Genomic DNA, 26,201 nt, shown 5'->3' with positions numbered 1-26,201 from the left:
CGGGCCCAAACCGGGCTGCTGCAGCGTTTCGGGCGCACGACCGCCTGCCGCGAGAGCAGCCGGCATGGCGCCGCTGCCCTTGGGAGCGGGCCGCGACGAGACCGTCACGGTGGCGATCCCGGCCGGGCGCGCCGAGATCGGCACCGATCGGCCGCTTTTTCCCGTCGACGGCGAGGGACCGCGGCGCTTCGCTGAGCTGCCGGCCTACCGGATGGACGAGGCGGCCGTGACCAATGCCCGCTTCGCCGCCTTCGTCGCCGCGACCGGCTATGTCAGCGAGGCCGAGGAATATGGCTGGTCCTTCGTCTTCGAGCGCGATGTCGTCGGGCCTGCCGGCGATCTGCAGCGCCCGGGGGGCGCGCCCTGGTGGTGCCGTGTCGACGGCGCGAGCTGGCGGCAACCGGCGGGGCCGGGATCGACGATCGAGCAGCGCATGGACCATCCGGTCGTGCATGTCTCGCATCGCGACGCGCTGGCCTTCGCCGGCTGGGCGGGCGGGCGCCTGCCGAGCGAGGCGCAATGGGAACACGCCGCCCGCGGCGGTCTGCAGGGTGCACTCTATCCCTGGGGCGACGATGAGCCCGGCGATCAGGGACCCTTCCCCTGCAATATCTGGCAGGGCAGCTTTCCGAAGGCCGATAGCGGCGCCGACGGACATCGCGGCACGGCCCCGGCCCGCTCCTTCACGCCCAATGGCTACGGGCTTTACAATATGTGCGGCAATGTCTGGGAATGGTGTGCCGAGCCCTTCCGCGTCCGCTCGCTGAAGCGGGCCGCCCAGCAGCTCAACCGTGAGGCGGCAAGCGAGCGCCGGCAGGTGCTGAAAGGGGGGTCCTTCCTCTGTCACCGCTCCTATTGCCATCGCTACCGGATCGCCGCCCGCATCGGCTCGGCCCCGGATTCGAGCACCAGCCATATGGGCTTTCGACTGGTCCACCCGGCCTGAGGCGGCCGCGCCGACATCACCGCCGCACTGGCCTGGCGCGCTGGGGCATTGTCCTGCCCGCCTTTTTGTCCGAGGCTCGGCCGCGCCCTGCAACGGGGACGCATTCTTCACGAGGTCCGGCCGCCTTGCCTATTTCGCTGTTCAATCGCTACGCCGCCCTCGCCGGCTGCATCGCCGTCGCGCTCGGTTCGCTCCTGCTGCTGCCGCTCTGGTCCTGGCTCTGGCCCTTGACCCTGCTTGCCGGCATCCTCGCGCTGATCGGCCTTTATGATCTCGTGCAGACGCAGCATGCGGTACTGCGCAATTATCCGATCCTCGGCCATATCCGCTATCTCGTCGAAGGCATCCGCCCGGAGATCCGGCAATATCTGCTCGAAAGCGACGACGATCGGCTGCCCTTCTCGCGCAGCCAGCGCTCGCTGATCTATGCCCGCGCCAAGAACGAGGATGGCGACCGCCCCTTCGGCACCATGGTCGACGTCTATGCCGGTGGCTACGAGTTCATCGGCCATTCGATGCGACCGGCCGCAGTCGGCGATCCCGCGGGCTTCCGTATCGAGATCGGCGGGCCGCAATGCACCCAGCCCTATTCCGGCTCGGTGCTGAACATCTCGGCGATGAGCTTCGGCTCGCTCAGCGCCAATGCGATCCGGGCGCTGAACCGCGGCGCCAAGCTCGGCGGTTTCGCCCATGACACCGGCGAAGGCAGCATCAGCCCCTATCACCGCGAGAATGGCGGCGACCTGATCTGGGAGCTCGGCAGCGGCTATTTCGGCTGCCGCACCGCGGACGGTCATTTCGACCCCGAGCGCTTCGCCGCACAGGCGCGCGATCCGCAGGTCAAGATGGTCGAGATCAAGCTCAGCCAGGGCGCCAAGCCCGGCCATGGCGGCATCCTTCCGGCCCACAAGGTCAGCCGCGAGATCGCTCTCACCCGCGGCGTTCCGGAGGGCGTGACCTGCGTCTCGCCCGCGCGTCACAGCGCCTTCTCGACACCGATCGAAATGATGCAGTTCATCGCGCGCTTACGCGAATTGTCGGGCGGCAAGCCGGTCGGCTTCAAGCTCTGCCTCGGCCACCCCTGGGAATTCATGGGCATCGTCAAGGCGATGCTCGCCACCGGCATCCTGCCCGACTTCATCGTCGTCGACGGCGCCGAGGGCGGCACCGGCGCAGCGCCCGTCGAGTTCACCGATCATCTCGGCGTTCCGCTGCGCGAGGGCCTGCTCTTCGTCCACAACACGCTGGTCGGCACCAATCTGCGCAGCCGCATCCGCCTCGGCGCCAGCGGCAAGGTGGTCAGCGCCTTCGATATGGCGAGCGTCCTCGCCATCGGCGCCGACTGGGTCAATTCGGCGCGCGGCTTCATGTTCGCCATCGGATGCATCCAGTCGCAGAGCTGCCATACCAATCGCTGCCCGACGGGTGTCGCCACGCAGGACGCGCTGCGCCAGCGTGCCCTCGTCGTGCCCGACAAGGCCCAGCGCGTGCACAATTTCCACCGCAACACCTTGAAAGCGCTCGCCGAGATGCTCGCCGCCGCCGGCGTCAGCCATCCTTCGGAGCTGGGACCGCATCATCTGGTGCGGCGCACCAGCACGACCGAAATCAAGCTGTTCTCGCAGCTCCACCGCTTCCTCGAGCCGGGTTGCTTGCTCGAGAAGGGCGTCGACGGCGAGTTCTATGCCTCTGCCTGGAAGCTCGCGAGCGCCGAGAGCTTCGACGCGATCAGGGCCTGAGGCGCCTCCGGCCGATGACTGGCGGGGAGCAGATGAAGGCCCTGAAGTTCACGCCGCTGGCGAGCTTCAGCGGGCTGCGCGGGGTGCCGCTGCTCGCCCTCAGCCATAATGCGCTGTTTCCGGCCCTGACCCTCGACGCCGAGGGCGTGACCGTCAGGGTCCTGCGCTGGCACCGCCTGCGCTATGACGAGCTCGCCGTGATCGCGCTCGACCGCCGCCTCGGTCGGAAGCTGACCTTCGTGCCGAAGCGGGGCTGGCGCGATTTCACCGTGAGCTTCGCCGGGCCCGACATGCTGCGGGCCGTGATCGAGGTGCTGCGGCGCTTCGAGGCGCCGCTGTCTCCGCAGGCACTGGCCATTCTGTCCGGAAGCGCATCCACCCGTCTCTAGCGCAGCGCGCGCAGGGCATTGAGGATCACGACGATGTCGATCGCCTCCTGGAACAGCGCGCCCTGGACCGGCGGCAGATAGCCGAAAGCCGCGACCAGCATGCCGAGCACGGAGAGCCCGAGCCCGACGAAGACGCTCTGCAGGGCGATCATCCGCGTCCGCCGGGCCGAGGCGAGCGCCTTCGCCAACGGCTCCAGCGCATCGACCAGCAGCACGACGCCCGCCGCCTCCGAGGAGGCCGCGGCGCCGCGCGCACCCATGGCGACGCCGACGCTCGCAGCCGCCAGAGCCGGGGCGTCGTTGACGCCGTCGCCGACCATCATCACCGGCCCGGCCCGCTCTTCATCCCGGATGACCGCGACCTTGCCCTCGGGCGTCAGATCGCCGAGCACGGCATCGACCCCGAGGCTGGCCCCGACGGCGCGCGCGATCTCGCCGACATCGCCGGAGGCGAGCACGATCCGCTCGACACCGGCCCGGCGCAGGGTTTCGAGCGTCTCCCGCGCATCGTCGCGGAGCTGGTCCTGCAGCAGGATGATGCCGGCCAGCAAGCCATCGGCGGCAATAGCGACCATCAGCGTGCCCGGCGGCGCATCGGCGGCGAGCGCATCGGCATCGCCGCCCGTGCTGCGTCGCCCGACATAGCCGCCGCCGCCGATCGCGACGCGGCGCTCGCCGACCTTGCCCTCGATCCCCTTGCCGGGCGTCTCCGCGATCTCGGTCGGCGGCAGCAGCGCCAGACCGGCTTCGCTCGCCGCCTTGATCAGCGAGGTCGCGACGACATGCGCCGAGGCCTGGTCGAGGCTCGCCGCCAGCCCCAGCACCTCGTCCGGCGAGAAGCCGTTGACGGCGCGGATGCCGATGATCGTCGGCCGGCCCTGCGTCACCGTCCCGGTCTTGTCGAGCACGGCGATCCGGATGCGGGCCAGCGCTTCCAGCACGCCGCCATCCTTGACCAGGGCGCCCTTGCGGGCGCTCTTCGAGATGCCGGAGATGATCGCGACGGGCACGGCGAGGATCAGCGGACAAGGCGTCGCCACCACCAGCACCGCGAGGGCCCGGATCGGATCGCCGCTGAGGAGCCAGGCGGCGCCGGCGATGGCCAGCGTCAGTAGGAGGAAGCCGATGGCATAGCGATCGGCGAGGCGCGCCATCGGCGCCTTGCTCGCCTGCGCCTGCTCGACCAGCCGGACGATGCCGGCATAGGTGCTTTCCGCCGCCGGCCGGCTGGCGATCAGGTCGAAGGGCGCGCCGACCAGGGTCGCGCCGCTCAGTGCCTCCATCCCGCGTTCGAGGGTCTGCGGCAGCGATTCGCCGGTCAGCGCCGAAAGGTCGAGCACTGCGGCGCCCGCGGCGACATGCCCGTCGACCGGCAGCACGTCGCCGGTGCGGATCAGCAGGCGATCGCCCTGGCGCAGCTCGGCGGTCGCCACCTCCTCCAGCCCGCCATCGCGATAGCGCATCGCGGTGAAGGCGACGCGGCCGAGCAGCGCCGACATCTCCCGCCGCGCCCGCCCTTGCGCATAGGCTTCGAGCAATTGTCCGCCGGCATACATCAGCGCGACGACATTGCCGGCGAGCGGCTCGCCGAAGAGCAATGCGGCGCTCATCGACAGGGCCGCGACGATGTCGAGCCCGACATCGCCCCGGCGCAGCGAGCCGACGATCTGCACGAGCAGGGCGGCGAGAACCGGGAGCGTGGCGAGCGTCCAGACCCAGCCCGCCTCGGCGCCATGCCACCAGAGAACACCACCGATGGCTAGGCCCGAGAGCGCAACCGCGACCAGCGCGAGATCCAGCCGCTCGCGCCAGAAACCGGCGAGGCCGAGGTGCTGGCTCTTCTCGCGCCCGGCCGCGACGTCCCGCCTGCCGATTTCCGTCTCCGACACCGCCGACGCTCCCATGGATCGTTCGGCGAGCATTGTCACAGGCGCCCGGATTTTCCTACGGCCCGCCCCGCGCAACGCGGATACGCGGCAGCGCTTGACCCGAACGGCGTCAAGGGCGAACTGGACACCATCCGGGACCGGGCTGCCGGCGGCCCCGACAGCATCCCGATCGATCGACACAAAGGCGTCCCGGAAGGCACGTTCCCGAAGCAGGAACGGATTGCAGCCGGCGGAGCGCGCAAGGGAGCGGAAGACGACATGCAGCTCGTGCCAGTGAGCATCGTTTTCGATTTCGACGGGGTCATCGTCGACTCCGTCGCGATCAAATCGCAGGCTTTCCAGGACGTCTATGCCGACGCAACGCCGGAGCAGCTTGCCGCCATCGACCGCTATTACCATGCCCATGGCGGCGTCAGCCGACGCGAGAAGTTCCGCTATTTCGAGGCGGCGCTGTTCGGTCGCCAGACCGACCCGGCCGGGATCGAGGCACTGGCCGAACGCTACCGCACCATCGTCTATGAGAAGGTCGTCGCCTGCCGGCTGATCCCCGGCGCTCTCGACTTCCTGAACGACATCGCTCAGCGCCTGCCGCTGCATCTGGTCTCCGGCACGCCCCAGGAGGAGCTCGAGGCGATCGTCGAGCGCCGCGGCCTGCGCCATTTCTTCCAGCGCGTGATCGGCGCGCCGACCTTGAAGCCCGCCGCCTTCGCCGCGCTCACCGCCGAATATGGCCATGATCCCCGCCGCATGGTCGCGATCGGCGATTCGACCACCGAATTCGACGCCGCCCGGGGCATGGGCATGCCCTTCGTCGGCATCGTCGCCGAAGACATCGCCAACCCGTTCCCGCCGGCGATCCCGGTCCTGCCGGACATGACCGGCCTGGCACGGGCGCTCGGTCTCAGCGCGATGGCCGCCGCGACAGGCTGAGTGATACCGGCCGCAGCGGCAGCCGGAAGGCCTCAGCCCTCCGGCTTGCCGGTGAAGACATAGCCGACGCCGCGCACCGACTTGATCAGGGCCGGCGCCTTCGCATCGGGCTCGACCTTCTTGCGCAGCCTGGCGATCTGCGCGTCGATCGACCGGTCGAAGGCTTCAAGCATCCGCCCGCGGGTGCGCTCCATCAGCATGTCGCGCGAGAACACCCGTCCGGGATGGCCGGCGAGGACCGCCAGAATGTCAAACTCGCCGGTGGTCAGCATGATCTCGGCGCCGGCGGGGTCGAGCAGCTGCCGCCGGGCCAGATCGAGCTGCCAGCCGTCGAAGCGGATCAGCTCGCCATCGGTCTTCGGCGCAGGCACCTCGGCACGCGGCCGCCGGCGCAGCACCGTCCGCAGCCGGGCCAGCACCTCGCGCAGATGGAACGGCTTGGGAATGTAGTCGTCGGCGCCGATCTCGAGCCCGACGATCCGGTCGACGACATCGTCGCGGCCGGTCAGCATGATGATCGGCAGGTCGGAGCCGGCCCGGATCTCGCGCGCCAGCATCAGCCCGTCCTCGCCACCGGGCAGGACGAGATCGAGCAGGACGATGTCGACCCCGCCGCGCTGCAGGGTCTCGCGCATGCCACGGCCGTCGCCGACGGCGCTGACGCGATAGCCCTCGCCCTCGAAATAGCGGATCAGCATCTGCCGGATGCGCGCGTCGTCGTCGACGACGAGGATGTGCTCGGCGCGGCTCTGCGGCTCAGCCATGGCAAGATCGGGCGGCAGGCGGGCGGGCCAAGGCTGTTACAATCCGTTGCAATTCTCTACGCACGGTAACACGCGCATCGTTCCGGCGTCACGCGAGCAGGTTCAATTGCTACCATCGGATCGGAGGCGAAGACGGTGGCAATGATCATTGCAAGTGCGGTTTCCCAGCTGCCGGGGCGCGCCCCGATCCTTGCCGGCGCGCCGGACGTGCCGAGCCTGCACGGCCTGTTCTCGGGCCAGCCGCTCGAGAGCGTCGAGCCCGGCGCGACGCTGTTCTGGCAGGGCGACCGGTCGCGGCATGTCTTCGAGGTGCTGAAGGGCGTGCTGCGTCTGTACCGCATCCTGCCCGACGGGCGCCGGATCATCGTCGGCTTCGCGCAGGAGGGCGACATCATCGGCCTCGCACCCGACGCGCATTGCCAGGCCACTGCGGAGGCGGTGAACGAGGTCAGGCTGCGCCGGATCGAACGCTGCCGCTTCCGCACCCTCACCGACGCGTCGCCTGCCCTGACGCGCGAATTCATCGCCGCGCTCTGCGAGGAGGTCGCCGCTGCGCAGGAGCAGACGATGCTGCTCGCCCGCCGGGGTGCCGAAGAACGGGTCTGCGGCTTCCTGCTGCGGCAGATGCAGCGCGCTGCCGAGGGCGGCAATCCGGCAGCCACGATCCCTCTGCCGATGAGCCGTACCGACATTGCCGACCATCTCGGCCTCACCATAGAGACGGTCTCGCGGACCTTCACCAATCTGACCCAGCGCGGCGTGATCGCGCCGGAGGGGCGCCATGCCCTGTCCATCCGCCGCCCGGCGACGCTCGCCCGGCTTGCCGGCGCCGACAGCCAGGCCGATATTCGGCCGTGCGACACTGACGCGGCCCGGCAGGCCGCCTGGCCCCATTGATTCCTCGCGAGGCCGGATGACCAGAGCAATCCCCCCCACCGGAACGAGCTGGGAAAGCATCGACGAGCTCGTCCGGATCCTCGACGGCGCCAACCTGATCGTCCACGCGCTCGACGGCCGGATCCTGCGCTGGACCGCCGGTTGCGCGCAGCTCTATGGCTGGGACGCCGAGGAAGCCATCGGCCGCCATGTCGGCGAACTGCTCGGCACCGTCGCCGAGGGCGCGGCGGCGGCGATTTCCCATGAGCTGCGCGAACAGGGCAGCTGGCATGGCGAGCTGAGGCAGAACCATCGCAGCGGCCGGCCCGTCTTCGTCGCCAGCCGCTGTGTCGTGCTCTTGCCGGACGGGGAAGCCGAGCCGGTGGTCGTCGCCCAGAACATCGACATCAGCGACCTCAAATACGCGCAGGACGATCTCGCCGCGCGCGAATCGCATCTACGTTCGATCCTCGAGACCGTGCCCGAGGCGATGGTCGTGATCGACGATGTCGGCGAGATGATCTCCTTCAGCAAGGCGGCGGAGAAGCTGTTCGGCTACGCCGCCGATGAGGTCTGCGGCCGCAATGTCCGGATGCTCATGCCCAATCCCGACCGCGACCGGCATGACGGTTACATCGCGCGCTATGTCGCGACCGGCGAGCGCCGCATTATCGGCTTCGGCCGCGTCGTCACCGGCCAGCGCAAGGACGGCACCACTTTTCCGATGGAGCTCGCCATCGGCGAGGCCGCTGCCAATGGCAAGCGCATCTTCACCGGCTTCATCCGCGATCTGACCAGCCGGCATCGGATGGAGGAGGAACTGCGCCAGGCCCAGAAGATGGAAGCGGTCGGCCAGCTCACCGGCGGGATCGCCCATGATTTCAACAATCTGCTGACGGTGATCAGCGGCAATCTCGAAATGATCGAGCGGCGCCTGGAGGACAATGAGCTGGGCGTGCTGCTGCGCGAGGCCCAGGACGCCGCCGAGGACGGCGCCAAGCTGACCGGGCAGCTGCTCGCCTTCGGACGGCGCCAGACCCTCACGCCCAAGCTCACCGATATCGGCAGGCTGGTCTCGAACTTCGCCGACCTGCTGCGACGCACGCTCGGCGAGGCGATCGAATTGCGCACGGTGGTGACCGGCGCCGGCCACACCGCTTTGGTCGACACCGCCCAGTTGCAGAACGCACTCCTCAATCTCGCGCTCAACGCCCGCGATGCGATGCCGCGCGGCGGCCGTCTCACCGTCGAGATCACGCGCACGCGGCTCGATGCCGACTATGCCCAGAACCATCCGCAACTGCGGATCGGCGATTATGTCCTGCTCAGCGTCTCCGATACCGGCTTCGGCATGAGCGCCGAGGTGCAGCAGCGCGCCTTCGAGCCCTTCTTCACCACCAAGAGCGTCGGCGCCGGCAGCGGGCTCGGGCTCAGCATGGTCTATGGCTTCGCCCGCCAGTCGGGCGGCGATCTCCAGCTCCGGAGCGTGCTCGGCAAGGGCACGACGCTGCAGCTCTTCCTGCCGGCCGCCGCGCCGGCTCAAGCCGATCCAGCGCCACCGCCGGAGGAAGCGCCGCCCCCGGCCAGCCAGCCGCAGAGCCGCGAGCTGATCCTGGTGGTCGAGGACGATGCCAGGGTGCGGCGCGTCGCCGTCGCGCGGCTCGAAACCGAGGGCTATCGCGTGATCGAGGCCGCGACCGGCGCGCAGGCCCTCACGCTGCTCGGGGAGCATCCGGGGATCGGCCTGCTCTTCACCGACATCGTCATGCCCGGCGGCATGCTCGGCGACGAGCTCGCCAAGGAAGCGCGCCTGCTGCGGCCCGAGATCAAGGTGCTGTTCACCTCCGGCTATGCCGAGCCCGGCCTCCCCGGGCGCGATCTCGCCGAAGCTGGCTGGCTGAAGAAGCCCTATACGGCGCGAGAGCTGGCCACGCGGCTTCGCGAATTGCTCGACTGAGGAGCGCTGGCGCCGCCTGAGAGCGCGCCGGTCAGCCGAGCTTTCATTGAAAAGATGGGGAAAGGCCGCTGAACGTCGGCGCAGCGGCCTCGTCATTCCGGACAAGCCGCGCGAGCGGCGCCGCTCCGGGCTTCATCATAGGGCTGCGGAGCTTTGCGATGGATCCCGGCGCTCCGCTTCGCTATGGCCGGGATGACGGAGAGGTTTCGAGAGAACCTACGAGCGCTGCCGCGGAGCCGCGCCCCGCTGATCGGCCGCCGCCTCGGCCGCGACCGGCTCCGTGGCGAGGTCGTCATCGTCGAGGATGCGCCAGCCCGGCCCTTCCATGTCGCTGTACTGGCCGGTGCGCATGCTCCAGAAGAAGGCCGCGAGCCCGGTCAGCCCCAAAGCGAGCGCGAGCGGCATCAGCACGATCAGGATGTTCATGCGTTGCTCCCGTGACTGGCGGCAGCCGGCTGGCGGCCGGCCCGCAAGGCGTTGAGCGTGACGACCAGGGACGAGCCCGACATCGCCACCGCCGCCACCAGCGGGGTCGCGAAGCCGGCGATCGCGATCGGCACGGCGATGGCATTGTATAGCACCGCAAACCAGAGATTCTGCACCATCAGCCGGCGCGCCTTGCGCGCGATGCGCAGGCTCGCGGCGACCGGTGCCAGCTCCTCGCCGAGGAAGACGATGTCGGCAGAGGCCTGCGCCAGCTGGGTCGCGCTGATCGGCGACATCGAGGCGTGTGCGCGTGCCAGGGCCGGCGCATCGTTCAGCCCGTCGCCGACCATCAGCGTCCGACGGCCGCCGGCCGCAAGCCGCTCAAGCTCGGCGATCTTCTCGTCCGGCCGCTGCCCGGCCTTGAAGGCCGCGATGCCGAGCTGGCCGGCGAGTGGCGCGACCGCATCGACCCGATCGCCGGAGAGGATGACGACGTCGAGGCCGAGCGCCCGCAATTCGCGGATGCTCGCCGCCGCGTCGGGGCGCAAATGCTGGTCGACGGCGAAGACGGCGCAGCGCGAGCCATGGCGCCAGGCGATCAGCGAGGCCGCGGGATAGGCTGCGGACACGGCCGCTGCTTCGGCTTCGGCGCCACAGAAAGCTATGCTGCCGAGACGCATCTCGACATCGTCGACCACGGCGCTCAGCCCCACCCCGTGATGTTCCCGCACCGTCCCGAGCGGGCGCGGTTCGCCGGCTGCGGCCGCGATCGGGCGTGCCAGCGGATGCCGGCTCGCAGCCGCCAGCGCGCCGGCAGCCGCGAGGATTTCAGGGTCGATCGCCTCGCGATTGCTGAGCCCGGGTTCCGGCAGGGTCAAGGTTCCCGTCTTGTCGAAGACCACCGTGTCGACCTCGGCGAGGCGCTCCAGCGCATCGCCCTGCTTGAGCATGACCTTGCGCCGGAACAGCGCCGCCGCGGCGACGACCTGCACCGCCGGGATCGCGAGACCGAGCGCGCAGGGGCAGGTGATGATCAAGACGGTGATCGCGATGATCAGCGCCTGGTGCCAGGCGAGGCCGAACAGCATCCAGCCGAGGAAGGTCGCGAGCGCGGTCGCATGCACGACGGGGGCATAGAGCCTCGCCGCCCGGTCGGAGAGCCGGACATAGCGCGAGCGGCTCTCGACCGCCTGTGCCATCAGCCGGTCGATCTCCGAGAGCAGGGTCCCCGCACCGGCCGCCTCGACCCGGATCGTCAGCAGGCCCGAGAGATTGAGCGTGCCGGCATGCACACGCCCGCCGGCGGCGACCGAGACCGGTGCGGTCTCGCCGGTCACGAGGCTCTGGTCGAGATCGGAGGCTCCCGCCTCGACCAGCCCGTCAACGCTGACCCGCTCGCCCGGCCGCACCAGCACGAGATCGCCCGGCGCGATCGCGGCGATCGGCACGATGACGCTGCTGCCGTCGGCCGCCAGCCTCGTCGCCGTCTCGGCTTTGAGCGCCGCGAGATTGCCGGCGAGGTCGCGTGTGCGCCGCCGCATCAGCTGGTCGAGATAGCGCCCGATCAGGAGGAAGAAGATCAGCATCACCACGCCGTCGAAATAGGCGTGCTCGCCATGGTTCAGCGTGACGATGACCGACATGCCGAGCGCCAGAACGATGCCGAGCATGATCGGCACGTCCATGTTGACGGCGCCGGCCCGCAGCGCCCGCAGCGCGCTCTCGAAGAAGGGCCGGCCGGCATAGGCCGCCGTCGGCAGCGCGATCAGCGCCGAGAGCCAGTGGAAGAAATCCCGGGTGACCGGATTGATGTCGTTGCCGGTACCCGACCAGACCGAGACCGACAGCAGCATGATGTTCATCGAGGCGAAACCGGCGACGCCGAGATAGCGCAGCAGCCGCTTGTCCTCCTGCTGCGAGGCCTCGCGCTCGGTGCTCGGCAGGAAGGGATAGGCCTTGAAACCGAGCGCGGCGAGGCCGGAGATCACCGCCTCCGGCCGCAATGCCCCCTCGCGCCATTCGACGGTGACGCGCTTGAGGGCGAGATTGACGCGCGCGCTCAGAATGCCCGACTGCCCGGCCAGGCCGCGCTCGATCGCGTGCATACAGCCGGCGCAGCGTATGCCGTCGACGGCGAGCTCCATGCCGGCGACGCCGCCAGTGCCGTGCCGGACGAAGATCGAGAGGTCCTGGCCTTCAGCCATGGCTCAGTCCTTCAGCATCACGCGGCTGCGGGTGTCGAAGACGGCGGCGCCGTCGCGCTGGGCGCTCAGCACCAGCGTCCAGGCCCCGGCGGGCAGGTCCGACAGCTGCGCCTGATAGCGCCCGGGCGCGATCTCGGCGAGCACGACCTGCCGGTCGCTGCCGCGCCGCGCCGGATGCTCCAGCCTGACATCGACGGACAGCCCAACGACCGGCTGCCCGGACTTGTCCGCGAAGCTCACGGCCACCACCTCGGCACCGCCTTCCCGCCGCAGGTCGGCATCGACATGCCAGCCACGCTCGCCCTGCGCCCGCATCCGGGCGATCTCCTGATTGAAGCGCTGGCTGGTCTCGTAGGCGCTTTTCACGTCGACGCCCGGCATGGTCCGGATCGCGATCGTCATCATCACCGCGTTCACCCCGGCGACCACTGCGAAGAAGCCGATCATCGCGAAGAGCACGAAGCGGCCGCTGAGCCTGAACGGCGCGCGAGGCGCCGGCGGCAGGGCTGGCAGGTCGATCGGCATGGCAAAGCCTCCGCAGCAGGACATGGAGCTCTCGCTAGGGCAGGAACGGGAAAGCCTCGGAGCGAAGATTTCGCATGGACCCTGCCTCAACGCTTTGATCCCGATCAGATCGGGCCTCGGGCCGGCGCCGACTGCGCGCCCGCCCGAGGAAGTTCGGCGCTAAGGCGCCATGAAGTGATCCTCGGCCCGCACGACTTCGCCGGCGAAGAGATCCGAGGCGGTGATGGTGATCGGTTGCGACTTGTCGAGATGGACATCGGCCGGCACGGTGACCAAAGCGCGGACCTCGCGCGAGCTGTCGGCCTCGACCGTCACGATCGGCCGCGGATCCGCCGTCGCCTGCGCCTCGACCACCTCGATGCGCGCCCCCGCCGGCCCCGACACCGTCAGCGCGAAGGGCCGCGCCTCCGGCCGCTTGTTGAGCAGACGGACGGTGTAGCTGTTGCGGATCGAGCCGTCGCTGAGCTTGACGAACAGCGGCGAGCGTTCGTGCAGAACCGAGATATCGGCCATCTGGCGTGTCGCGAGCTGGTAGATCATCGCGCTGCCGACCACCAGGATGAGCGCGGCATAGGTCAGGGTGCGGGCGCGGATCGGCCGGTAAACCGGCTTCTGCCCGGCCTGCCGCCGCTTGACGTTGTCGTCGGTGTCGTAGGCGATCAGCCCGGCGGGATAGCCGACCTTGGCCATCACCGTGTTGCAGGCGTCGATGCACAGCCCGCACTGGATGCAGTCCATCTGCGCCCCGTCACGGATGTCGATCCCGGTCGGGCAGACCGCGACGCACTGGTTGCAGTCGATGCAATCGCCGGCCGGCGCGCCGGTGCTGCGCAGGCGCTGGGCCTGCTTGATCGAGACGCGCGGCTCGCCGCGATCATAGCGATAGGTGACGTTGAGCGCGTCGTCATCGGTTAGCGCCGCCTGGATGCGCGGCCAGGGGCACATATAGGTGCAGACCTGCTCGCGCATGATCCCGGCCAGCGTATAGGTGGTGAAGGTCAGGATCGCGATCCAGACATAGGCCGAGAGCGGCGCGGTGAAGGTCGCAAGCTCCTTCACCAGGGTCGGCGCATCGGCAAAGTAGAGCACCCAGGCGCCGCCGGTCCACCAGGCGATCACCAGCCAGACCGCGTGCTTGGCGGTCTTGCGCCAGGCCTTGTCGAAGGACCAAGGCGCTTCGTCGCGCTTGATCCGCTCGCGGCGGTCGCCTTCGAAGAAGCGCTCGACCACGAGGAAGAGATCGGTCCAGACCGTCTGCGGGCAGAGATAGCCGCACCACATCCGGCCCGCGACCGCATTCATCAGGAACAGCATGAAGGCTGCCAGGATCAGCAGCCCCGTGAAGTAGTAGACCTCCTGCGGCCAGATCTCGATGAAGAAGAAATAGAAGCGGTTATTGGCGATATCGGCCAGAACCGCCTGGTTCGGCAGATTCGGACCGCGGTCCCAGCGCAGGAAGGGCAGCAGGTAGTAGATGCCGAGGCAGAGGACCAGAATGCCCCATTTCACTCTCCGGTAAGGGCCGGAGACGCTCTGAGGATAGACCTTCTTCGACGGAGCGAAGAGTGGCAGGTCGTCTGCGTCGGCAGCTGACATCTTACTGACCCCCGCCCAGCGAATGCACGTAGACGGTCAGCGCCTTGATCGTCGTCGGGTCGAGGCGCTGGTTCCAGGCCGGCATCACACCGTTGCGGCTGTTGGCGATCGTCTCGGTCAGCGACGCCATGTCCATGCCGTAGAGCGAGATCGCGTCGGTCAGGTCGGGTGCCCCCATTTCGCGATTACCCTTGCCCTGGTCGCCATGGCAGGCGGCGCAGTTGTCCGCAAAGAGCTTGGCGCCGCCGCCGAGGTCGGCCTTCGGCTCGGTCGACAGGCCGGCGATCGAGCGGACATGGTTGGCGACGGCGCGGATCTGCGCGGCGTCCAGCATCTTCTCGCGGCCGAAGGCCGGCATCTGGCTGACGCGCGTATCGGGATCGCCGGCGAAGCGGATGCCGTGCTCCAGCGTCTTCTGGATTTCGGCGAAGGAGCCGCCCCAGAGCCAGTCGTCGTCATTGAGGTTCGGGTAGCCCTTGGCTCCGCCGCCGCCGACGCCGTGGCAGGCGGCGCAATTGTCGCCGAAGGCGGCCTTGCCCTGCGCCATGGCGATGCGGAACAGCTCCGGATTGGCCTTGATCTGCTCGAAGGAGGCTTCCGTCAGCCCCTTGGACTGGGCCGCGCGCTCCTGCTTCATCAGCGCCAGGTCCTGGGAGATCTCGATGCGCGAGGCATAGCCGATCACGCCCTTGGTCGCGTCGGTCACCAGCGGCCAGGCCGGGTAGACGATCCAGTAGCCGATCGACCAGATGATCGTGGCGTAGAAGATGCCGAGCCACCAGCGCGGCAAGGGCGTGTTCAGCTCCTGGATGCCGTCCCAATCATGGCCGGTGGTCGACTGGCCGGTCGCGGCGTCGATCTGCGGCGTGCTCTTGTGGTCCGCCATGGTTCAGTCCTCCCGCAGGGGGGTGCGGGCCGCTTCCTCGAAGCGGGCGCGGTTGCTCGGCCAGAAGGCGTAGGCGCAGATCGCCAGGAACAGGCCCATGAAATAGAGGACCCCGGTCGACTGGGCGAAATGGGCGAGCCAGGCATAGGTCGATGTCGTCATGACGGTGCTCACCGGATGTTGGCTTTGTCGTCGTAGAGCTTGAAGTCGACCAGCGTGCCGAGCACCTGCAGATAGGCGATCAGGGCATCGGCCTCGCTGATCTTCTGGGCATCGCCGTCGAAATCGCGGATCTGCGCCTTCGGATAGCGCTTCTCCAGCTCCGCGGCGCGCGGATGGTCGGGCGTCGCCTGCGCCTCGAGGTCGCGCTTGGCATCCTCGATCATCTCGTCGGTATAGGGCACGCCGCCGGCACGGTTGGCGCGCAGATGGTTGGCGATGTCGTTGTAGTTCAGCTCGGTCTTCGCCAGGAAGGGATAGCCCGGCATGATCGACTGCGGCACGAGATCGCGCGGCCGGTTGAGATGGGCGAGCTGCCATTCGTCGGAGTACTTGCCGCCGACGCGGGCGAGGTCGGGCCCGGTCCGCTTCGAGCCCCACTGGAACGGCTTGTCGTACATGCTCTCCGCAGCCAGCGAATAATGCCCGTAGCGCTCGATCTCGTCGCGCAGCGGCCGGATCATCTGGCTGTGGCAGTTATAGCAGCCCTCGCGCACATAGATCGCGCGGCCGGCGAGCTCCAGCGGCGTATAGGGCCGCATGCCCTCGACCTTCTCGATCGTGTTGCGCAGATAGAAGAGCGGCGCGATCTCGACCAATCCGCCGATCGAGATCACGATCAGCACCCCGATCACCAGGATGATCGAATTGGTCTCGAAGATCTTGTGCTTCGACCACAGCGACTGGCGCGGCGCCTGCTTGGGGGCGTCGAGGCTCGACATGGGACAGGCTCCTTACTGGGCGGGGACGAGCTGCGGATCGGGCGCGGGCTCGCGCTGCGACGCGCCGACCGCGTCGCTCCTCACCGTCATCCAGAGGTTGAAGGCCATGATCAGCGCGCCGGCCAGGAAGAGGCCGCCGCCCATCGCACGGATCACGTAATAGGGTTTCATCGCCGCGACCGTCTCGATGAACGAGTATTCGAGGAAGCCGAGCGAGGTATAGGCCCGCCACATCAGGCCCTGCATGATGCCCGAGACCCACATCGCCGAGATGTAGAGCACGATGCCGAGCGTCGAGACCCAGAAGTGCCAGTTCACCAGCTTGAGCGAATACAGACCCTTGCGGTTCCACAGCCAGGGCACGAGGCAGTAGATCGCGCCGAAGGAGACGTAGGCGACCCAGCCGAGCGCGCCGGAATGGACGTGGCCGATGGTCCAGTCGGTGTAGTGCGACAGCGAGTTGACCGCCTTGATCGACATCAGCGGGCCCTCGAAGGTCGACATGCCGTAGAAGGCGAGCGAGACGACCATCATCCGCAGGACCGGATCGGTGCGCAGCTTGTCCCAGGCCCCCGACAGCGTCATCAGCCCGTTGATCATGCCGCCCCAGGAGGGCATCCACAGCATGATCGAGAAGGTCATGCCGAGCGTCTGCGCCCAGTCCGGCAGAGCGGTGTAGTGCAGATGGTGCGGACCGGCCCAGATATAGAGGAAGATCAGCGCCCAGAAGTGGATGATCGAGAGCCGGTAGCTGTAGACCGGCCGCTCCGCACGCTTCGGCACGAAATAGTACATGATCGCCAGGAAGCCAGCGGTCAGGAAGAAGCCGACGGCGTTGTGACCGTACCACCACTGGAACATCGCGTCCTGAACGCCCGACCAGAGCACATAGGACTTCGGCGACAGCACCGAGACCGGCCAGGCCAGGTTGTTGCCGACATGCAGGACGGCGATGGTCAGGATGAAGCCGAGATAGAACCAGTTCGCCACATAGATATGCGGCTCCTTGCGCTTGGCCAGCGTCCCCAGGAAGACCAGGAGATAGACGACCCAGACCGCGGTCAGCCAGAGATCGGCATACCATTCCGGCTCGGCGTATTCCTTGCTCTGCGTAATGCCGAGCAGATAGCCGGTGCCGGCGATGACGATGAAGAGGTTGTAGCCGAGCACCACGAACCAGGGCGAGAGATCGCCGGCGAGGCGGGCATGGCTGGTGCGCTGGACCACGTAGAACGAGGTGCCGATCAGCACGTTGCCGCCGAAGGCGAAGATCACCGCCGAGGTGTGCAGCGGCCGGAGCCGGCCGAAATTGATCCAGGGCAGGTCGAAATTGAGGTCGGGGAAGGCGAGCTGCAGGGCGATGATCAGCCCCACGGTGAAGCCGGCGATGCCCCAGACCATCGCCGCGACGGTCGCGAACTTGACCGGCTCCATATTGTAGTTCGGCCGGCCGCCGATCTCCTGCGGCGCCGGAACCTGGCCGGGCCGGAAGCAGCGGTTCGCGATCAGGAACACGGACCCCAGCGCCGCCAGCGCCCCGAGGGCTGCATGGAAAGCGTACCCACGGTCCTCGGTCATCGCAGCGATCAGGATCAGCGGCAGCACGGCCGCGGCCGCGATCACCATCCCGCCTATCTCTCCTACCGTGGCCCGCCGGATCGGATAGCCTATCGCCGCCATGCGACACCCTTTCTTCTCGCTGCAGCGCAACACGGACGCCGCCCAGCGAGGGAGTTACTCCCGCGCGCGCCGCTCGGCCTTGATACAGATCAACTGACCCTGCAGCGTCTGAGGATACTGATGTTTTTCGAAGGAACGGCGCCAGTCGGCGCCGGGCTCGCGGTCATTTTGCACCGCAGCGAAACGCCGCGGCAGGCCCATCGCCGCCGCAACGCATTCAGCCCGCCGGAGAGGCCAGACCGGCGCGATCTCCCTTAGGCGATGGAGTCTTCAGGCCGCGGCGAGATTCGTCATGCCCTCGATGTCGAGCAGACGCACGCCATCGGGCACGATCAGGATCTTGCGGCTCTTGGCGAGCTTGCTGAAGGTTCGGCTGACCGTCTCGATCGTCAGTCCGAGGAAATCGGCGATATCCTGCCGGCTCATCGGCAGCTCGACCGTCGCCGAGGAGCGTCCGAGCCTCGTCCAGCGCTCGCGCATCGTCAGCAGGAAGCAGACCAGCCGCTCTTCGGCATTGCGGCGGCCGAGCAGCAGCATCTGCTCATGCGCCAGGGTCAGCTCATGCGTGGCATAGTCGTGCAGGCGGCGCAGCAGATGCGGCTTGGCGTCGACCAGCGCCGAATAGGCCGAACGGGGGAAGGCGCAGGCGGTGACGGTCTCGATCGCATCGGCCGAGAAGCCGAAGGCGTCGCGCATCGCCAGGCCGAGGAAGTCGCCGGGCAGGGCGAAGCCGACGATCTGCCGGCGCCCGTCGGGCAGGAGCTTGTAGAGCCGCACCGTGCCGCCGGTGATGTTGTAGACCGCCTCGGCCGGCTGGCCCTGAACGAACAGCGTTTCCTTGGCACCGAAGGTGACGGGGTGCGCCAGCGCATCGAGCAGAGCGAGCTCGTCATAGGCCAGGCAGGCGCAGATGCTCATCGGGCGAATGCCACAACTCTGGCAACCCGCCTTCTGGGGGCGTTGCTGGGCACAAGCCAAAACAGTGCAATCCACGGCGTCTCACCTCACTACGCCCCCGCATGGCGGGCACGCCGACCCGGGGAATAGTCATGCATCAAACCCTAGATTTGTAATTGATACGGATCAATGCGGGCGGGATGCCGCACCTGTCCTCTCCACCTGCCTGGGAGGGGCGTGACAAGGTGACCGAGGATATCCTGCAAGCACGGCGGATTGGAGCGGCGGAAGCGGGCCGGGCCTACCAGCTCGTCGCCATGTTCCATCCCGATATCAGCAAGGCGCAGTGGACGCGCTATCTGCGCTCCTTCAGCGCCAAGGACGGCCGGCGCGGCCTCGTCGTCCTCGAAGATGCCCGCGGCTGCATCCATGCGATCTTCGCCTTCGCCGTGCAGCGCTCGCTGCGCGACGAGGCGACGCTGCAGATCAGCGAACTCGCCACGGCCAGGCTCCCGGGCTCGGTACCGATGCGGGCCATGATGCGCTTCGCCGGCAAACTGGCGGCCGAACTCGGACTGCCTGCCGTCCTGCTCGACCTCGAACCGGTCTCGGTCGCGACCTTCGACGATCGCAGCCTGGCGCGCGCCGGCTATGCGCTCGATCGGGTCACGCTGCGGGCGTGCCCCCGCAGCTGAGCGCTGCCGGCCGGCCATCGCCCAAATCCAGATAGTTCGTACACGAACAATATCAATTCCGCCGCGCCCCCCCATTCGGGCTTGCCAGACGCGGCGTCGCCCCCGATGCTGACGCCGTTGCCACACGGCGATTCCGGCGCCGCGCCCCGCGCCGATCCAAAGGAGCTTTCAGCATTGAATTGGCACCATATCGGCTGCGATATGGCGAAGATTCCGCTCGCGCCGCATCCGGCCACGCCCGCCAAATTCGGCTTCCAGACCGGCGGATTCTCGCTCCTTACCCGCTTGACAAGATTTCCTCATGCTGAGATCGTTATTTGTATACAAATGAAATTTTGGCAGCATGCTGGAACGATAACAATCGCAGGCATGGACCTTATCGGGAGAGAGGCATGACGGATTTCTTTGGTTTCCGGCAGTTCGCGGCTGCTGCGGTCACGATGCTTTGCCTGCAGGCGCCGGTGCGCGCCGAGGAGATTTCCGTGACGCAATGGGGCGCGAGCCTCTATGGCGCACCCTATGCGGTCGCGATGGAGAAGGGGCTGTTCAAGCAGGCCGGCATCGACATCACCGGCATCATCGGCTCCGGCGGCGGCGGCACCACGGTCCGGAACATCCTCGCCAGCGCGACGCCCTATGGCGAGGTCGCGGTCTCCGCGGCGCTCGCCGCCAAGGCTCAGGGGCTCGACCTCGTCATCGTCAACACCGGGACGCGCAGCGTCGCCGAGGCCTCGATGGTCACCATGCCGAACTCCGAGGTGAAGAGCGTCGAGGATCTGGTCGGCAAGAAGGTCGCGATCACCTCGCCGAAATCCGTCTCGGAAATGCTCTTCCTGATGGTCCTGAAAGAGAAGGGCATCGACCAGGCCAAGGTTCAGCGCGTCGCCGCCGGCGGCTATGTCCCGGCGCTGACCATGCTCGAGCAGGGCGCGATCGCCGGCTCGGTGCTGATCGAGCCGCTCTCGATCATCCGCAAGGACAAGTACCGCACGGTCTACAAGGCCGGCGACATCCTGAAGCCGATGACCACCTCGGTCGGCATCACCACCCGCAAATTCGCGCAGGAGCACCCCGACAAGCTCAAGGCGATCATCGCGGGCCGCCGCGCCGGCGTGCAGGCGATCTACAAGGACCCGGCCGAGACCGCCAAGATCATCGAGAAGCTCTACAAGCTCGAGCCGGCAGTCGCCAAGGAAGCCGTCGACAACATGATCGGCCCGAAGATGTGGAGCGAGGGCGAGTTCAGCATCACCGAGCTCAACCGTATCGTCGAAGGCCTGAAGCTGATCGGCGAGGTCAAGAACGACATCGACTGGTCGACCGTGCTCGACAAATCCTTCCTGCCTGCCGATCTGCAGGCCAAGCAATGAACCCGGCCGCAGCGGGCGCCAAGGTCGTGACACTCAAGCAGCAACCGGCGCCCGTTGAAGCCCATGCGACGCTGCGCGGCGTCACGCGGATCTTCCAGCTGCCGAAGTCGACCCTGCACGCGCTCGGACCGATCGATCTGGATCTCGCCAAGGGCGAATTCTTCTCGGTCGTCGGCCCCTCGGGCTGTGGCAAGTCGACCTTGCTCGACATTCTTGCGGGGCTCAGCGCCCCGCAGGCCGGCACGGCGCATTTCGAGGGCAAGCCGGTCAACGGCGTGCCCGACGGGGTCGGCGTCGTCTTCCAGGAGGACGCCTCCTTTCCCTGGCTCAATGTCCGCGACAACGTCGCCTTCGGGCTCCGGCGCGCCGGCGTCGACCCGGCCGAGATCCAGCGCCGCGTCGACTATGCCATCGGCTTCATGGGGCTGAAGGACTTCGCGGCCTCCTTTCCGGCCCAGCTCTCCGGCGGCATGCGCCAGCGGGTCTGCATCGCCCGCACCCTGGTGATGCAGCCCAGGCTGATCCTGCTCGACGAGCCCTTCGGCGCGCTCGACCAGCAGACCCGCCTCTTGATGGGCGACGAATTGCTGCGGCTCTGGCGCGAAACCTCGGCCACGGTGCTGCTGATCACCCACGCCCTCGACGAGGCGGCGATGCTGTCCGACCGGGTCGGCGTGATGTCGACCAGGCCGGGCACCTTCATCGACTTCGTCGAAACCGGCTGGGAGCGCGACCGCGACAGCCGCGTGGTCTCGACCCCGCATTTCGGCGACATCACCGCCCGGCTCTGGGAGAAGCTGCGCGTCGAGGCGCTGAAGATCATGTCGGCCGGGAAGAGCTGAGCCATGTCGGAAAAATGGCTGCGCCTGATCGTCGTCGCGACGATGATCCTCCTGGTCGAGCTGCTCTGCCGGGTCGGCGTCATCCCCCGCATGGTGATGCTGGCGCCCTCGCAGATGGTGGTCGAGCTCGCCGAGATCCTGCGCACCGGCCAGTTCTCGGCCGATATCCGGACGACCTTCACCAACATCGCCATCTCGACGGCGCTCTCGATCGTGCTCGGCTTCGTCGCCGGCCTGATCATCTACTCGCTGCCGGCGCTGCGCCATGCGCTCGAGCCGCTTCTGGCGAGCTATTATGCCGTCCCGACCTTCGTCTTCTATCCGATCTTCATCACGCTCTTCGGCGTCGGCTCGGCCTCGATCATCGCGATCGCCGTGCTGCTCGCCGTGGTCTCGATGATCACCGCGACGCTGAACGGGCTCGACCGGATTCCGCGCGTGCTGCGCAAGACGGCGCAGATCTACCGGATGTCGCGGGCCAAGACCGCGCTCCTCGTCGAGCTGCCGGCGACGCTGCCTTATCTCTTCACCGGCGTGAAGCTTTCGGTCGCCTATTCCTTCATCGGAGTGATCGCCTCGGAGTTCATCCTCTCGGGCGCCGGGATCGGCTACGCCATCGCCTATGCCTACAACCTGTTCGAGAACGGGCACATGTACGCGCTGATCCTGCTCGTGCTGGTGACCGTCACCATCGTCAACACGATCCTCAACATGATCGACCGGCGCCTCCAGGCGCGCCGCCAGCGGTGAGGTGACGCCATGCCCAGACTCGCCGGCACTCTCATCGTCCTTTTGACCTTCATCCTGCTCTGGCAGGGCTTCCATCTCCTCGTCGGCTCCTCGGCCATCGCCTCGCCATTGCAGACCGTCGTCAAGCTCGGCTCGCTGCTCGGCACCGGCGAGTTCTGGCTCAACATCAGCGAAACGATGCGGGCCTTCGTCGCCGCTTTCCTCCTCTCGCTGCTCGGCGGCATCAGCCTCGGCATCGTACTCGGGGTCCGCAAGCTCGCCGGCAACGTCGCCGAGCCGATCCTGACCACGCTCTATTCTATCCCCAAGGTCGTGCTCTACCCGCTGGTGCTGCTCTGCTTCGGCCTCGGCATCTCCGCCAAGATCGCCTTCGGCGTGATGCACGGGCTGATCCCGATCACCCTGTTCTCGATGAACGCGATCCGCCAGATGAAGCCGGTCTACCGGCGCACCTCGCAGGTGATGCGCCTTTCGCCTTCGCAATCGGCCTTCACCGTGATCCTGCCGGCGATCCTGCCGGAGATCATCTCGGGCGTGCGCCTCGGCTTTTCGCTGACCCTGCTCGGCGTGCTGATCGGCGAGATGTTCGCCTCGCAGCGCGGTCTCGGCTTCCTTCTGACCAGCGCCATCAATCTCGGCCAGATCGACACGATCATGGCGATCGCGCTCCTGCTGACCGTCTTCGCGGTGAGCTGCAACAGCCTGATGATGCTGTTCAACCGCCAGCTGACACATCGCTAGGTCGGGCGGCGGCCCTGCCCTCGGCCCTCTTCGTCAGACCGGATCGGCGGAAAACTGTGCCGCTCCGGCATCCAGCTCCGAGAACCCGTCTTGCGATTTCAGACGGGCCTGATCCTGCGGAGCCATTCCGCCAGGGATGGCATCGCGAAGGATGCTTCAGGGGACCTGAAGCCATCGGGAGCAGGCTTCGAGACGCTGCGCCGCAGCTCCTCAGGAAAACGGGCTGCCATCCTCGAACCGGCTCCTGAGCCTTCCCGGCAAAGGATAGCTCCCTGCTCTTCCCCTGGCCGCCCGGGATGAGCTGTCAGAGGAAAAGTGGTGCCGACAAAGCAAAGCGGCCGGCCCATGACGGGGCCGGCCGCTTGCTTTTTATCTGCCGCTCAATCGGGCGGTTCAGCGCTCGACGAAGGCGCGCTCGATCACATAGTCGCCGGCCTCGCCATGGTTGCCTTCTTCCATGCCATGGTCCTCGAAGATCTTCTTGAGGTCGACCAGCATTTGCGGGCTGCCGCAGAGCATGAAGCGGTCGCTGGCGGGATCGAACGGGCCCAGGCCGATATCCTCGAAGAGCTGGCCCGAGGTCAGCAGATCGGTGATGCGGCCACGATTGCGGAAGGGCTCGCGCGTCACCGTCGGATAGTAGATCAGCTGCTCGCGGATCATCTCGCCGAGGAACTCGTCATTGGGCAGGTGCTGGGTGATCTGTTCGCCATAGGCGAGCTCGGCCACCTGCCGGCAGCCATGCACCAGCACCACCTTCTCATAGCGCTCATAGGTCTCGGGATCGCGGATCAGCGACAGGAAGGGCGCAAGGCCGGTGCCGGTGCCGAGCAGGAACAGGCGCTTGCCGTCCTTGAGATTGTCGAGCACCAGCGTGCCCGTCGCCTTCTTGCCGACGATGATGGGGTCGCCGACCTTGAGGTTCTGCAGGCGCGAGGTCAGCGGCCCGTCCGGCACCTTGATCGAGAAGAATTCGAGGTTCTCGTCGTAATTGGTGCTGACGACGCTATAGGCGCGCAGCAACGGCTTCTCGTCGACCTTGATGCCGATCATCGTGAACTGGCCGTTCTTGAAGCGGAACGTCGTGTCGCGGGTCGTCGTGAAGCTGAAGAGCGTATCGGTCCAGTGATGGACGCTGAGCACGCGCTCCTCGTAGAAATTGCTCATCTCGTCGTTCCTCGGTTAGCCCAGGAAAAAGCCGATCATCGAACGCAGGCAGGCAGCTATCACATCGCCGCGCGTTCGGAAAGAAGGTCGAGTTTGTCCGGTATTCCCTTCCAATCATCCGCATCGGCCGGCGGATCGCGCTTCTCGGTGATGTTCGGCCAGAGCGGCGCCAGCCTGGCGTTGAGCGCGAGCCACGCGGCCGCCCCCTCGGCATTGTCGGCGACGATCGCCTCGGCCGGGCATTCCGGCTCGCAGACGCCGCAATCGATGCACTCGTCAGGATGGATGACGAGCATGTTCTCGCCTTCATAGAAGCAGTCGACGGGACAGACCTCGACGCAATCCATGTATTTGCAACGGATGCAGGCGCTGGTGACTGCAAAGGCCATGCGTGATCCTTGCCGCTTGACAGGCTGGGAAGGCAGATGCAAAACTTGTTAGTACACAAACGATATGCCGCCTTCGATCACACTTGTCAATCGGGATCGGGACGGAGAGGATATCGCAGGCCTCACAGGAGGCGGCGAAGGCTTACGGGGCGGAACGAGATGGCTGAACTGCAGACGGCGACGGTCGGCGCCAACCACAAGCTGGTGATCAAGAATATCGGCTTGATGCTCTCCGGCGACATTGAGCGCCCGATCCTGGACGCCGACACGCTCGTCGCCATCGGCGGCAGGATCGCCGCGGTCGGCCGCTTCAAGGATCTCGACACCGACCAGGCCGACACCGTCATCGACGCCAACGGCACCGTGCTCTCGCCCGGCCTGATCGACAGCCATGTCCACCCCGTCGCCGGCGACTGGACGCCGCGCCAGAACCAGATCGGCTGGATCGATTCGACCATGCATGGCGGCGTCACCACCATGATCTCGGCCGGCGAGGTCCACACCCCCGGCCGGCCCAAGGACATTGTCGGGCTCAAGGCCATGGCGATCTATGCCCAGCGCGCCTTCACCGCCTTTCGCCCCGGCGGCGTCAAGATCCATGCCGGCGCGCCGGTGATCGAGCCCGGCATGGTCGAGCAGGACTTCAAGGACCTGGCCGATGCCGGCGTGAAGCTGCTCGGCGAGGTCGGCCTCGGCGGCGTCAAGGACGGCGCGCGGGCCAAGCAGATGGTGGCCTGGGCCCGCAAATATGGGATTCAGTCGACTATCCACACCGGCGGCCCCTCGATTCCCGGCTCCGGCCTGATCGGTGCCGACGTGGTGCTCGAGGCCGACACCGATGTCGTCGGCCATATCAATGGCGGCCATACCGCCTTGCCCGACAAGGAGATCCGCTGCATCTGCGAGGGCTGCAAGCGCGGCCTCGAACTCGTCCATAACGGCAATGAGCGCGCCGCGCTCTACACGCTGCGCGTCGCCCGCGAAATGGGCGAATTGCAGCGCGTCATCCTCGGCACCGACGGCCCCGCCGGCTCCGGCGTCCAGCCGCTCGGCATCGTCCGCATGGTCTCGATGCTGTCCTCGCTCGGCGATGTCCCGGCTGAAGTGGCCTTCTGCTTCGCCACCGGCAACACGGCGCGGATGCGCAGCCTCGATTGCGGGCTGATCGAGGTCGGGCGCAGCGCCGATTTCGTCTTCATGGACAAGGCCCAGCATTCCGCCGGCAGGAACTTCCTCGACTCGATCCAGCTCGGCGACCTGCCCGGCATCGGCATGATCGTGATCGACGGCATCGTCCGCAGCGGCATCAGCCGCAACACCCCGCCGGCCGAGAAGATCCCCTCCGTCCAGCACTGAGCGGGGGTCCACGCCCCATACCGCATGGTCGGCCTTGTGCCGACCATCCACGTCTTCGCTTCCATCGGCGAGGGCGTGTTCAGGACGTGGATGCTCGCCACGAGGGCGAGCATGACGGCGACGCACTTCCCCCGCGTCAAATCCCGCTTGCCGCGCGCCGCAACTTGTACTTATTCTCATTCGTATGCGAACGATTTGGGTCACGTGACGACAATCGCGATCAAAGGCGCCTCGCCCCGCCCGGAC

26 protein-coding genes are annotated in these 26,201 nt (G+C 67.3%); 13 read left to right on the top strand and 13 right to left on the bottom strand.

What is annotated here, in order from left to right; translation table 11 throughout:
* Positions 1–64: 64 nt before the first annotated feature.
* The 3 genes from J0J10_RS08045 (at position 65) to J0J10_RS08035 (ending at position 3,074) form a co-directional block, all read left to right on the top strand.
* Complete coding sequence (locus tag J0J10_RS08045; protein WP_291646007.1) at positions 65–946, top strand: formylglycine-generating enzyme family protein; 882 nt, start codon at positions 65–67, stop codon at positions 944–946.
* 125 nt (positions 947–1,071) lie between these two features.
* Positions 1,072–2,685, top strand: coding sequence for an FMN-binding glutamate synthase family protein (locus tag J0J10_RS08040; RefSeq protein ID WP_465247169.1), 1,614 nt, complete (start codon positions 1,072–1,074; stop codon positions 2,683–2,685).
* A gap of 32 nt (positions 2,686–2,717) precedes the next feature.
* Positions 2,718–3,074: a hypothetical protein gene (locus J0J10_RS08035; protein ID WP_291646006.1), complete on the top strand. Its 357-nt coding sequence runs from the start codon at positions 2,718–2,720 to the stop codon at positions 3,072–3,074.
* Here the strand turns inward: J0J10_RS08035 and J0J10_RS08030 are convergent.
* Complete coding sequence (locus tag J0J10_RS08030; RefSeq protein WP_291646005.1) at positions 3,071–4,978, bottom strand: heavy metal translocating P-type ATPase; 1,908 nt, start codon at positions 4,976–4,978, stop codon at positions 3,071–3,073. The two genes, J0J10_RS08035 and J0J10_RS08030, sit on opposite strands and share 4 nt — an antisense overlap.
* Before the next feature lie 243 nt (positions 4,979–5,221).
* Between J0J10_RS08030 and J0J10_RS08025 the strand changes: the two genes are divergently transcribed.
* Positions 5,222–5,893 (top strand): HAD family hydrolase, encoded by a 672-nt coding sequence (locus J0J10_RS08025; RefSeq protein ID WP_291646004.1) that lies wholly within the window; start codon positions 5,222–5,224, stop codon positions 5,891–5,893.
* Between the two features lie 32 nt (positions 5,894–5,925).
* On the opposite strand, the gene J0J10_RS08020 is transcribed toward J0J10_RS08025, so the two are convergent.
* A complete protein-coding gene (locus tag J0J10_RS08020) occupies positions 5,926–6,657 on the bottom strand; it encodes a response regulator (protein WP_291646003.1) in 732 nt (243 codons plus the stop codon).
* Positions 6,658–6,798: 141 nt separating this feature from the next.
* Here J0J10_RS08020 and J0J10_RS08015 point away from each other — a divergent pair, with 141 nt between their 5' ends.
* Positions 6,799–7,554 (top strand): Crp/Fnr family transcriptional regulator, encoded by a 756-nt coding sequence (locus tag J0J10_RS08015; protein ID WP_291646002.1) that lies wholly within the window; start codon positions 6,799–6,801, stop codon positions 7,552–7,554.
* 16 nt (positions 7,555–7,570) lie between these two features.
* Positions 7,571–9,490: a hybrid sensor histidine kinase/response regulator gene (locus J0J10_RS08010; RefSeq protein ID WP_291646001.1), complete on the top strand. Its 1,920-nt coding sequence runs from the start codon at positions 7,571–7,573 to the stop codon at positions 9,488–9,490.
* A 216-nt stretch (positions 9,491–9,706) separates the two neighbouring features.
* On the opposite strand, the gene ccoS is transcribed toward J0J10_RS08010, so the two are convergent.
* From ccoS to J0J10_RS07965, 9 genes are all read right to left on the bottom strand, one after another.
* Complete coding sequence (gene ccoS / locus J0J10_RS08005; RefSeq protein ID WP_291633835.1) at positions 9,707–9,916, bottom strand: cbb3-type cytochrome oxidase assembly protein CcoS; 210 nt, start codon at positions 9,914–9,916, stop codon at positions 9,707–9,709.
* Positions 9,913–12,120 carry a heavy metal translocating P-type ATPase gene (locus J0J10_RS08000; RefSeq protein ID WP_291646000.1) on the bottom strand — a complete coding sequence of 736 codons (2,208 nt, stop codon included), beginning with the start codon at positions 12,118–12,120 and terminating at the stop codon, positions 9,913–9,915. The genes ccoS and J0J10_RS08000 overlap by 4 nt, the downstream gene beginning before the upstream one ends.
* A gap of 3 nt (positions 12,121–12,123) precedes the next feature.
* On the bottom strand, positions 12,124–12,645 hold the full coding sequence (locus J0J10_RS07995; RefSeq protein WP_291633832.1) for a FixH family protein: 522 nt from the start codon (positions 12,643–12,645) through the stop codon (positions 12,124–12,126).
* A 159-nt stretch (positions 12,646–12,804) separates the two neighbouring features.
* Positions 12,805–14,241 (bottom strand): cytochrome c oxidase accessory protein CcoG, encoded by a 1,437-nt coding sequence (ccoG, locus tag J0J10_RS07990; protein WP_291645999.1) that lies wholly within the window; start codon positions 14,239–14,241, stop codon positions 12,805–12,807.
* A 1-nt stretch (position 14,242) separates the two neighbouring features.
* Positions 14,243–15,127, bottom strand: coding sequence for a cytochrome-c oxidase, cbb3-type subunit III (gene ccoP / locus J0J10_RS07985; RefSeq protein ID WP_291645998.1), 885 nt, complete (start codon positions 15,125–15,127; stop codon positions 14,243–14,245).
* A gap of 3 nt (positions 15,128–15,130) precedes the next feature.
* On the bottom strand, positions 15,131–15,289 hold the full coding sequence (locus J0J10_RS07980) for a cbb3-type cytochrome oxidase subunit 3 (RefSeq protein WP_291633826.1): 159 nt from the start codon (positions 15,287–15,289) through the stop codon (positions 15,131–15,133).
* Positions 15,290–15,297: 8 nt separating this feature from the next.
* Positions 15,298–16,068, bottom strand: a complete 771-nt coding sequence (gene ccoO, locus J0J10_RS07975; RefSeq protein WP_291645997.1) for a cytochrome-c oxidase, cbb3-type subunit II — start codon at positions 16,066–16,068, stop codon at positions 15,298–15,300.
* A gap of 12 nt (positions 16,069–16,080) precedes the next feature.
* Positions 16,081–17,748: a cytochrome-c oxidase, cbb3-type subunit I gene (ccoN, locus tag J0J10_RS07970; RefSeq protein ID WP_465247168.1), complete on the bottom strand. Its 1,668-nt coding sequence runs from the start codon at positions 17,746–17,748 to the stop codon at positions 16,081–16,083.
* Positions 17,749–18,018: 270 nt separating this feature from the next.
* Entirely contained in the window at positions 18,019–18,666 is a 648-nt protein-coding gene (locus J0J10_RS07965; protein WP_291633820.1) for a helix-turn-helix domain-containing protein, read from the bottom strand.
* A 224-nt stretch (positions 18,667–18,890) separates the two neighbouring features.
* On the opposite strand from J0J10_RS07965, the gene J0J10_RS07960 reads away from it, so the two are divergent.
* The 6 genes from J0J10_RS07960 (at position 18,891) to J0J10_RS07935 (ending at position 23,043) form a co-directional block, all read left to right on the top strand.
* Positions 18,891–19,340 carry a hypothetical protein gene (locus tag J0J10_RS07960; RefSeq protein ID WP_291645995.1) on the top strand — a complete coding sequence of 150 codons (450 nt, stop codon included), beginning with the start codon at positions 18,891–18,893 and terminating at the stop codon, positions 19,338–19,340.
* A 105-nt stretch (positions 19,341–19,445) separates the two neighbouring features.
* Complete coding sequence (locus J0J10_RS07955) at positions 19,446–19,736, top strand: hypothetical protein (protein ID WP_291645994.1); 291 nt, start codon at positions 19,446–19,448, stop codon at positions 19,734–19,736.
* Positions 19,733–20,710, top strand: a complete 978-nt coding sequence (locus J0J10_RS07950; RefSeq protein WP_291633814.1) for an ABC transporter substrate-binding protein — start codon at positions 19,733–19,735, stop codon at positions 20,708–20,710. Before J0J10_RS07955 ends, J0J10_RS07950 begins: the two co-directional genes overlap by 4 nt.
* Positions 20,707–21,552 carry an ABC transporter ATP-binding protein gene (locus J0J10_RS07945; RefSeq protein WP_291633812.1) on the top strand — a complete coding sequence of 282 codons (846 nt, stop codon included), beginning with the start codon at positions 20,707–20,709 and terminating at the stop codon, positions 21,550–21,552. The genes J0J10_RS07950 and J0J10_RS07945 overlap by 4 nt, the downstream gene beginning before the upstream one ends.
* Before the next feature lie 3 nt (positions 21,553–21,555).
* Positions 21,556–22,302, top strand: coding sequence for an ABC transporter permease (locus tag J0J10_RS07940; RefSeq protein WP_291633810.1), 747 nt, complete (start codon positions 21,556–21,558; stop codon positions 22,300–22,302).
* A gap of 9 nt (positions 22,303–22,311) precedes the next feature.
* Positions 22,312–23,043: an ABC transporter permease gene (locus tag J0J10_RS07935; RefSeq protein ID WP_291645993.1), complete on the top strand. Its 732-nt coding sequence runs from the start codon at positions 22,312–22,314 to the stop codon at positions 23,041–23,043.
* A 393-nt stretch (positions 23,044–23,436) separates the two neighbouring features.
* Here the strand turns inward: J0J10_RS07935 and J0J10_RS07930 are convergent, their stop codons facing one another.
* The gene (locus J0J10_RS07930; RefSeq protein ID WP_291633806.1) at positions 23,437–24,210 is read right to left on the bottom strand and encodes a ferredoxin--NADP reductase; all 774 of its coding nucleotides are present in this window, start codon (positions 24,208–24,210) and stop codon (positions 23,437–23,439) included.
* A gap of 59 nt (positions 24,211–24,269) precedes the next feature.
* Positions 24,270–24,599: a ferredoxin FdxA gene (gene fdxA / locus J0J10_RS07925; RefSeq protein ID WP_291645992.1), complete on the bottom strand. Its 330-nt coding sequence runs from the start codon at positions 24,597–24,599 to the stop codon at positions 24,270–24,272.
* 159 nt (positions 24,600–24,758) lie between these two features.
* Here fdxA and J0J10_RS07920 point away from each other — a divergent pair, with 159 nt between their 5' ends.
* Positions 24,759–25,955 (top strand): amidohydrolase family protein, encoded by a 1,197-nt coding sequence (locus tag J0J10_RS07920; RefSeq protein WP_291645991.1) that lies wholly within the window; start codon positions 24,759–24,761, stop codon positions 25,953–25,955.
* Positions 25,956–26,201 lie beyond the last annotated feature (246 nt).

It is taken from the genome of Allobosea sp., assembly GCF_017308075.1.
In the GTDB taxonomy this organism is placed as follows: Bacteria; Pseudomonadota; Alphaproteobacteria; order Rhizobiales; family Beijerinckiaceae; genus Allobosea.
The sequence above is the reverse complement of the archived record's forward strand: the minus strand, read 5'-3'. Positions and strand labels throughout refer to the sequence as shown.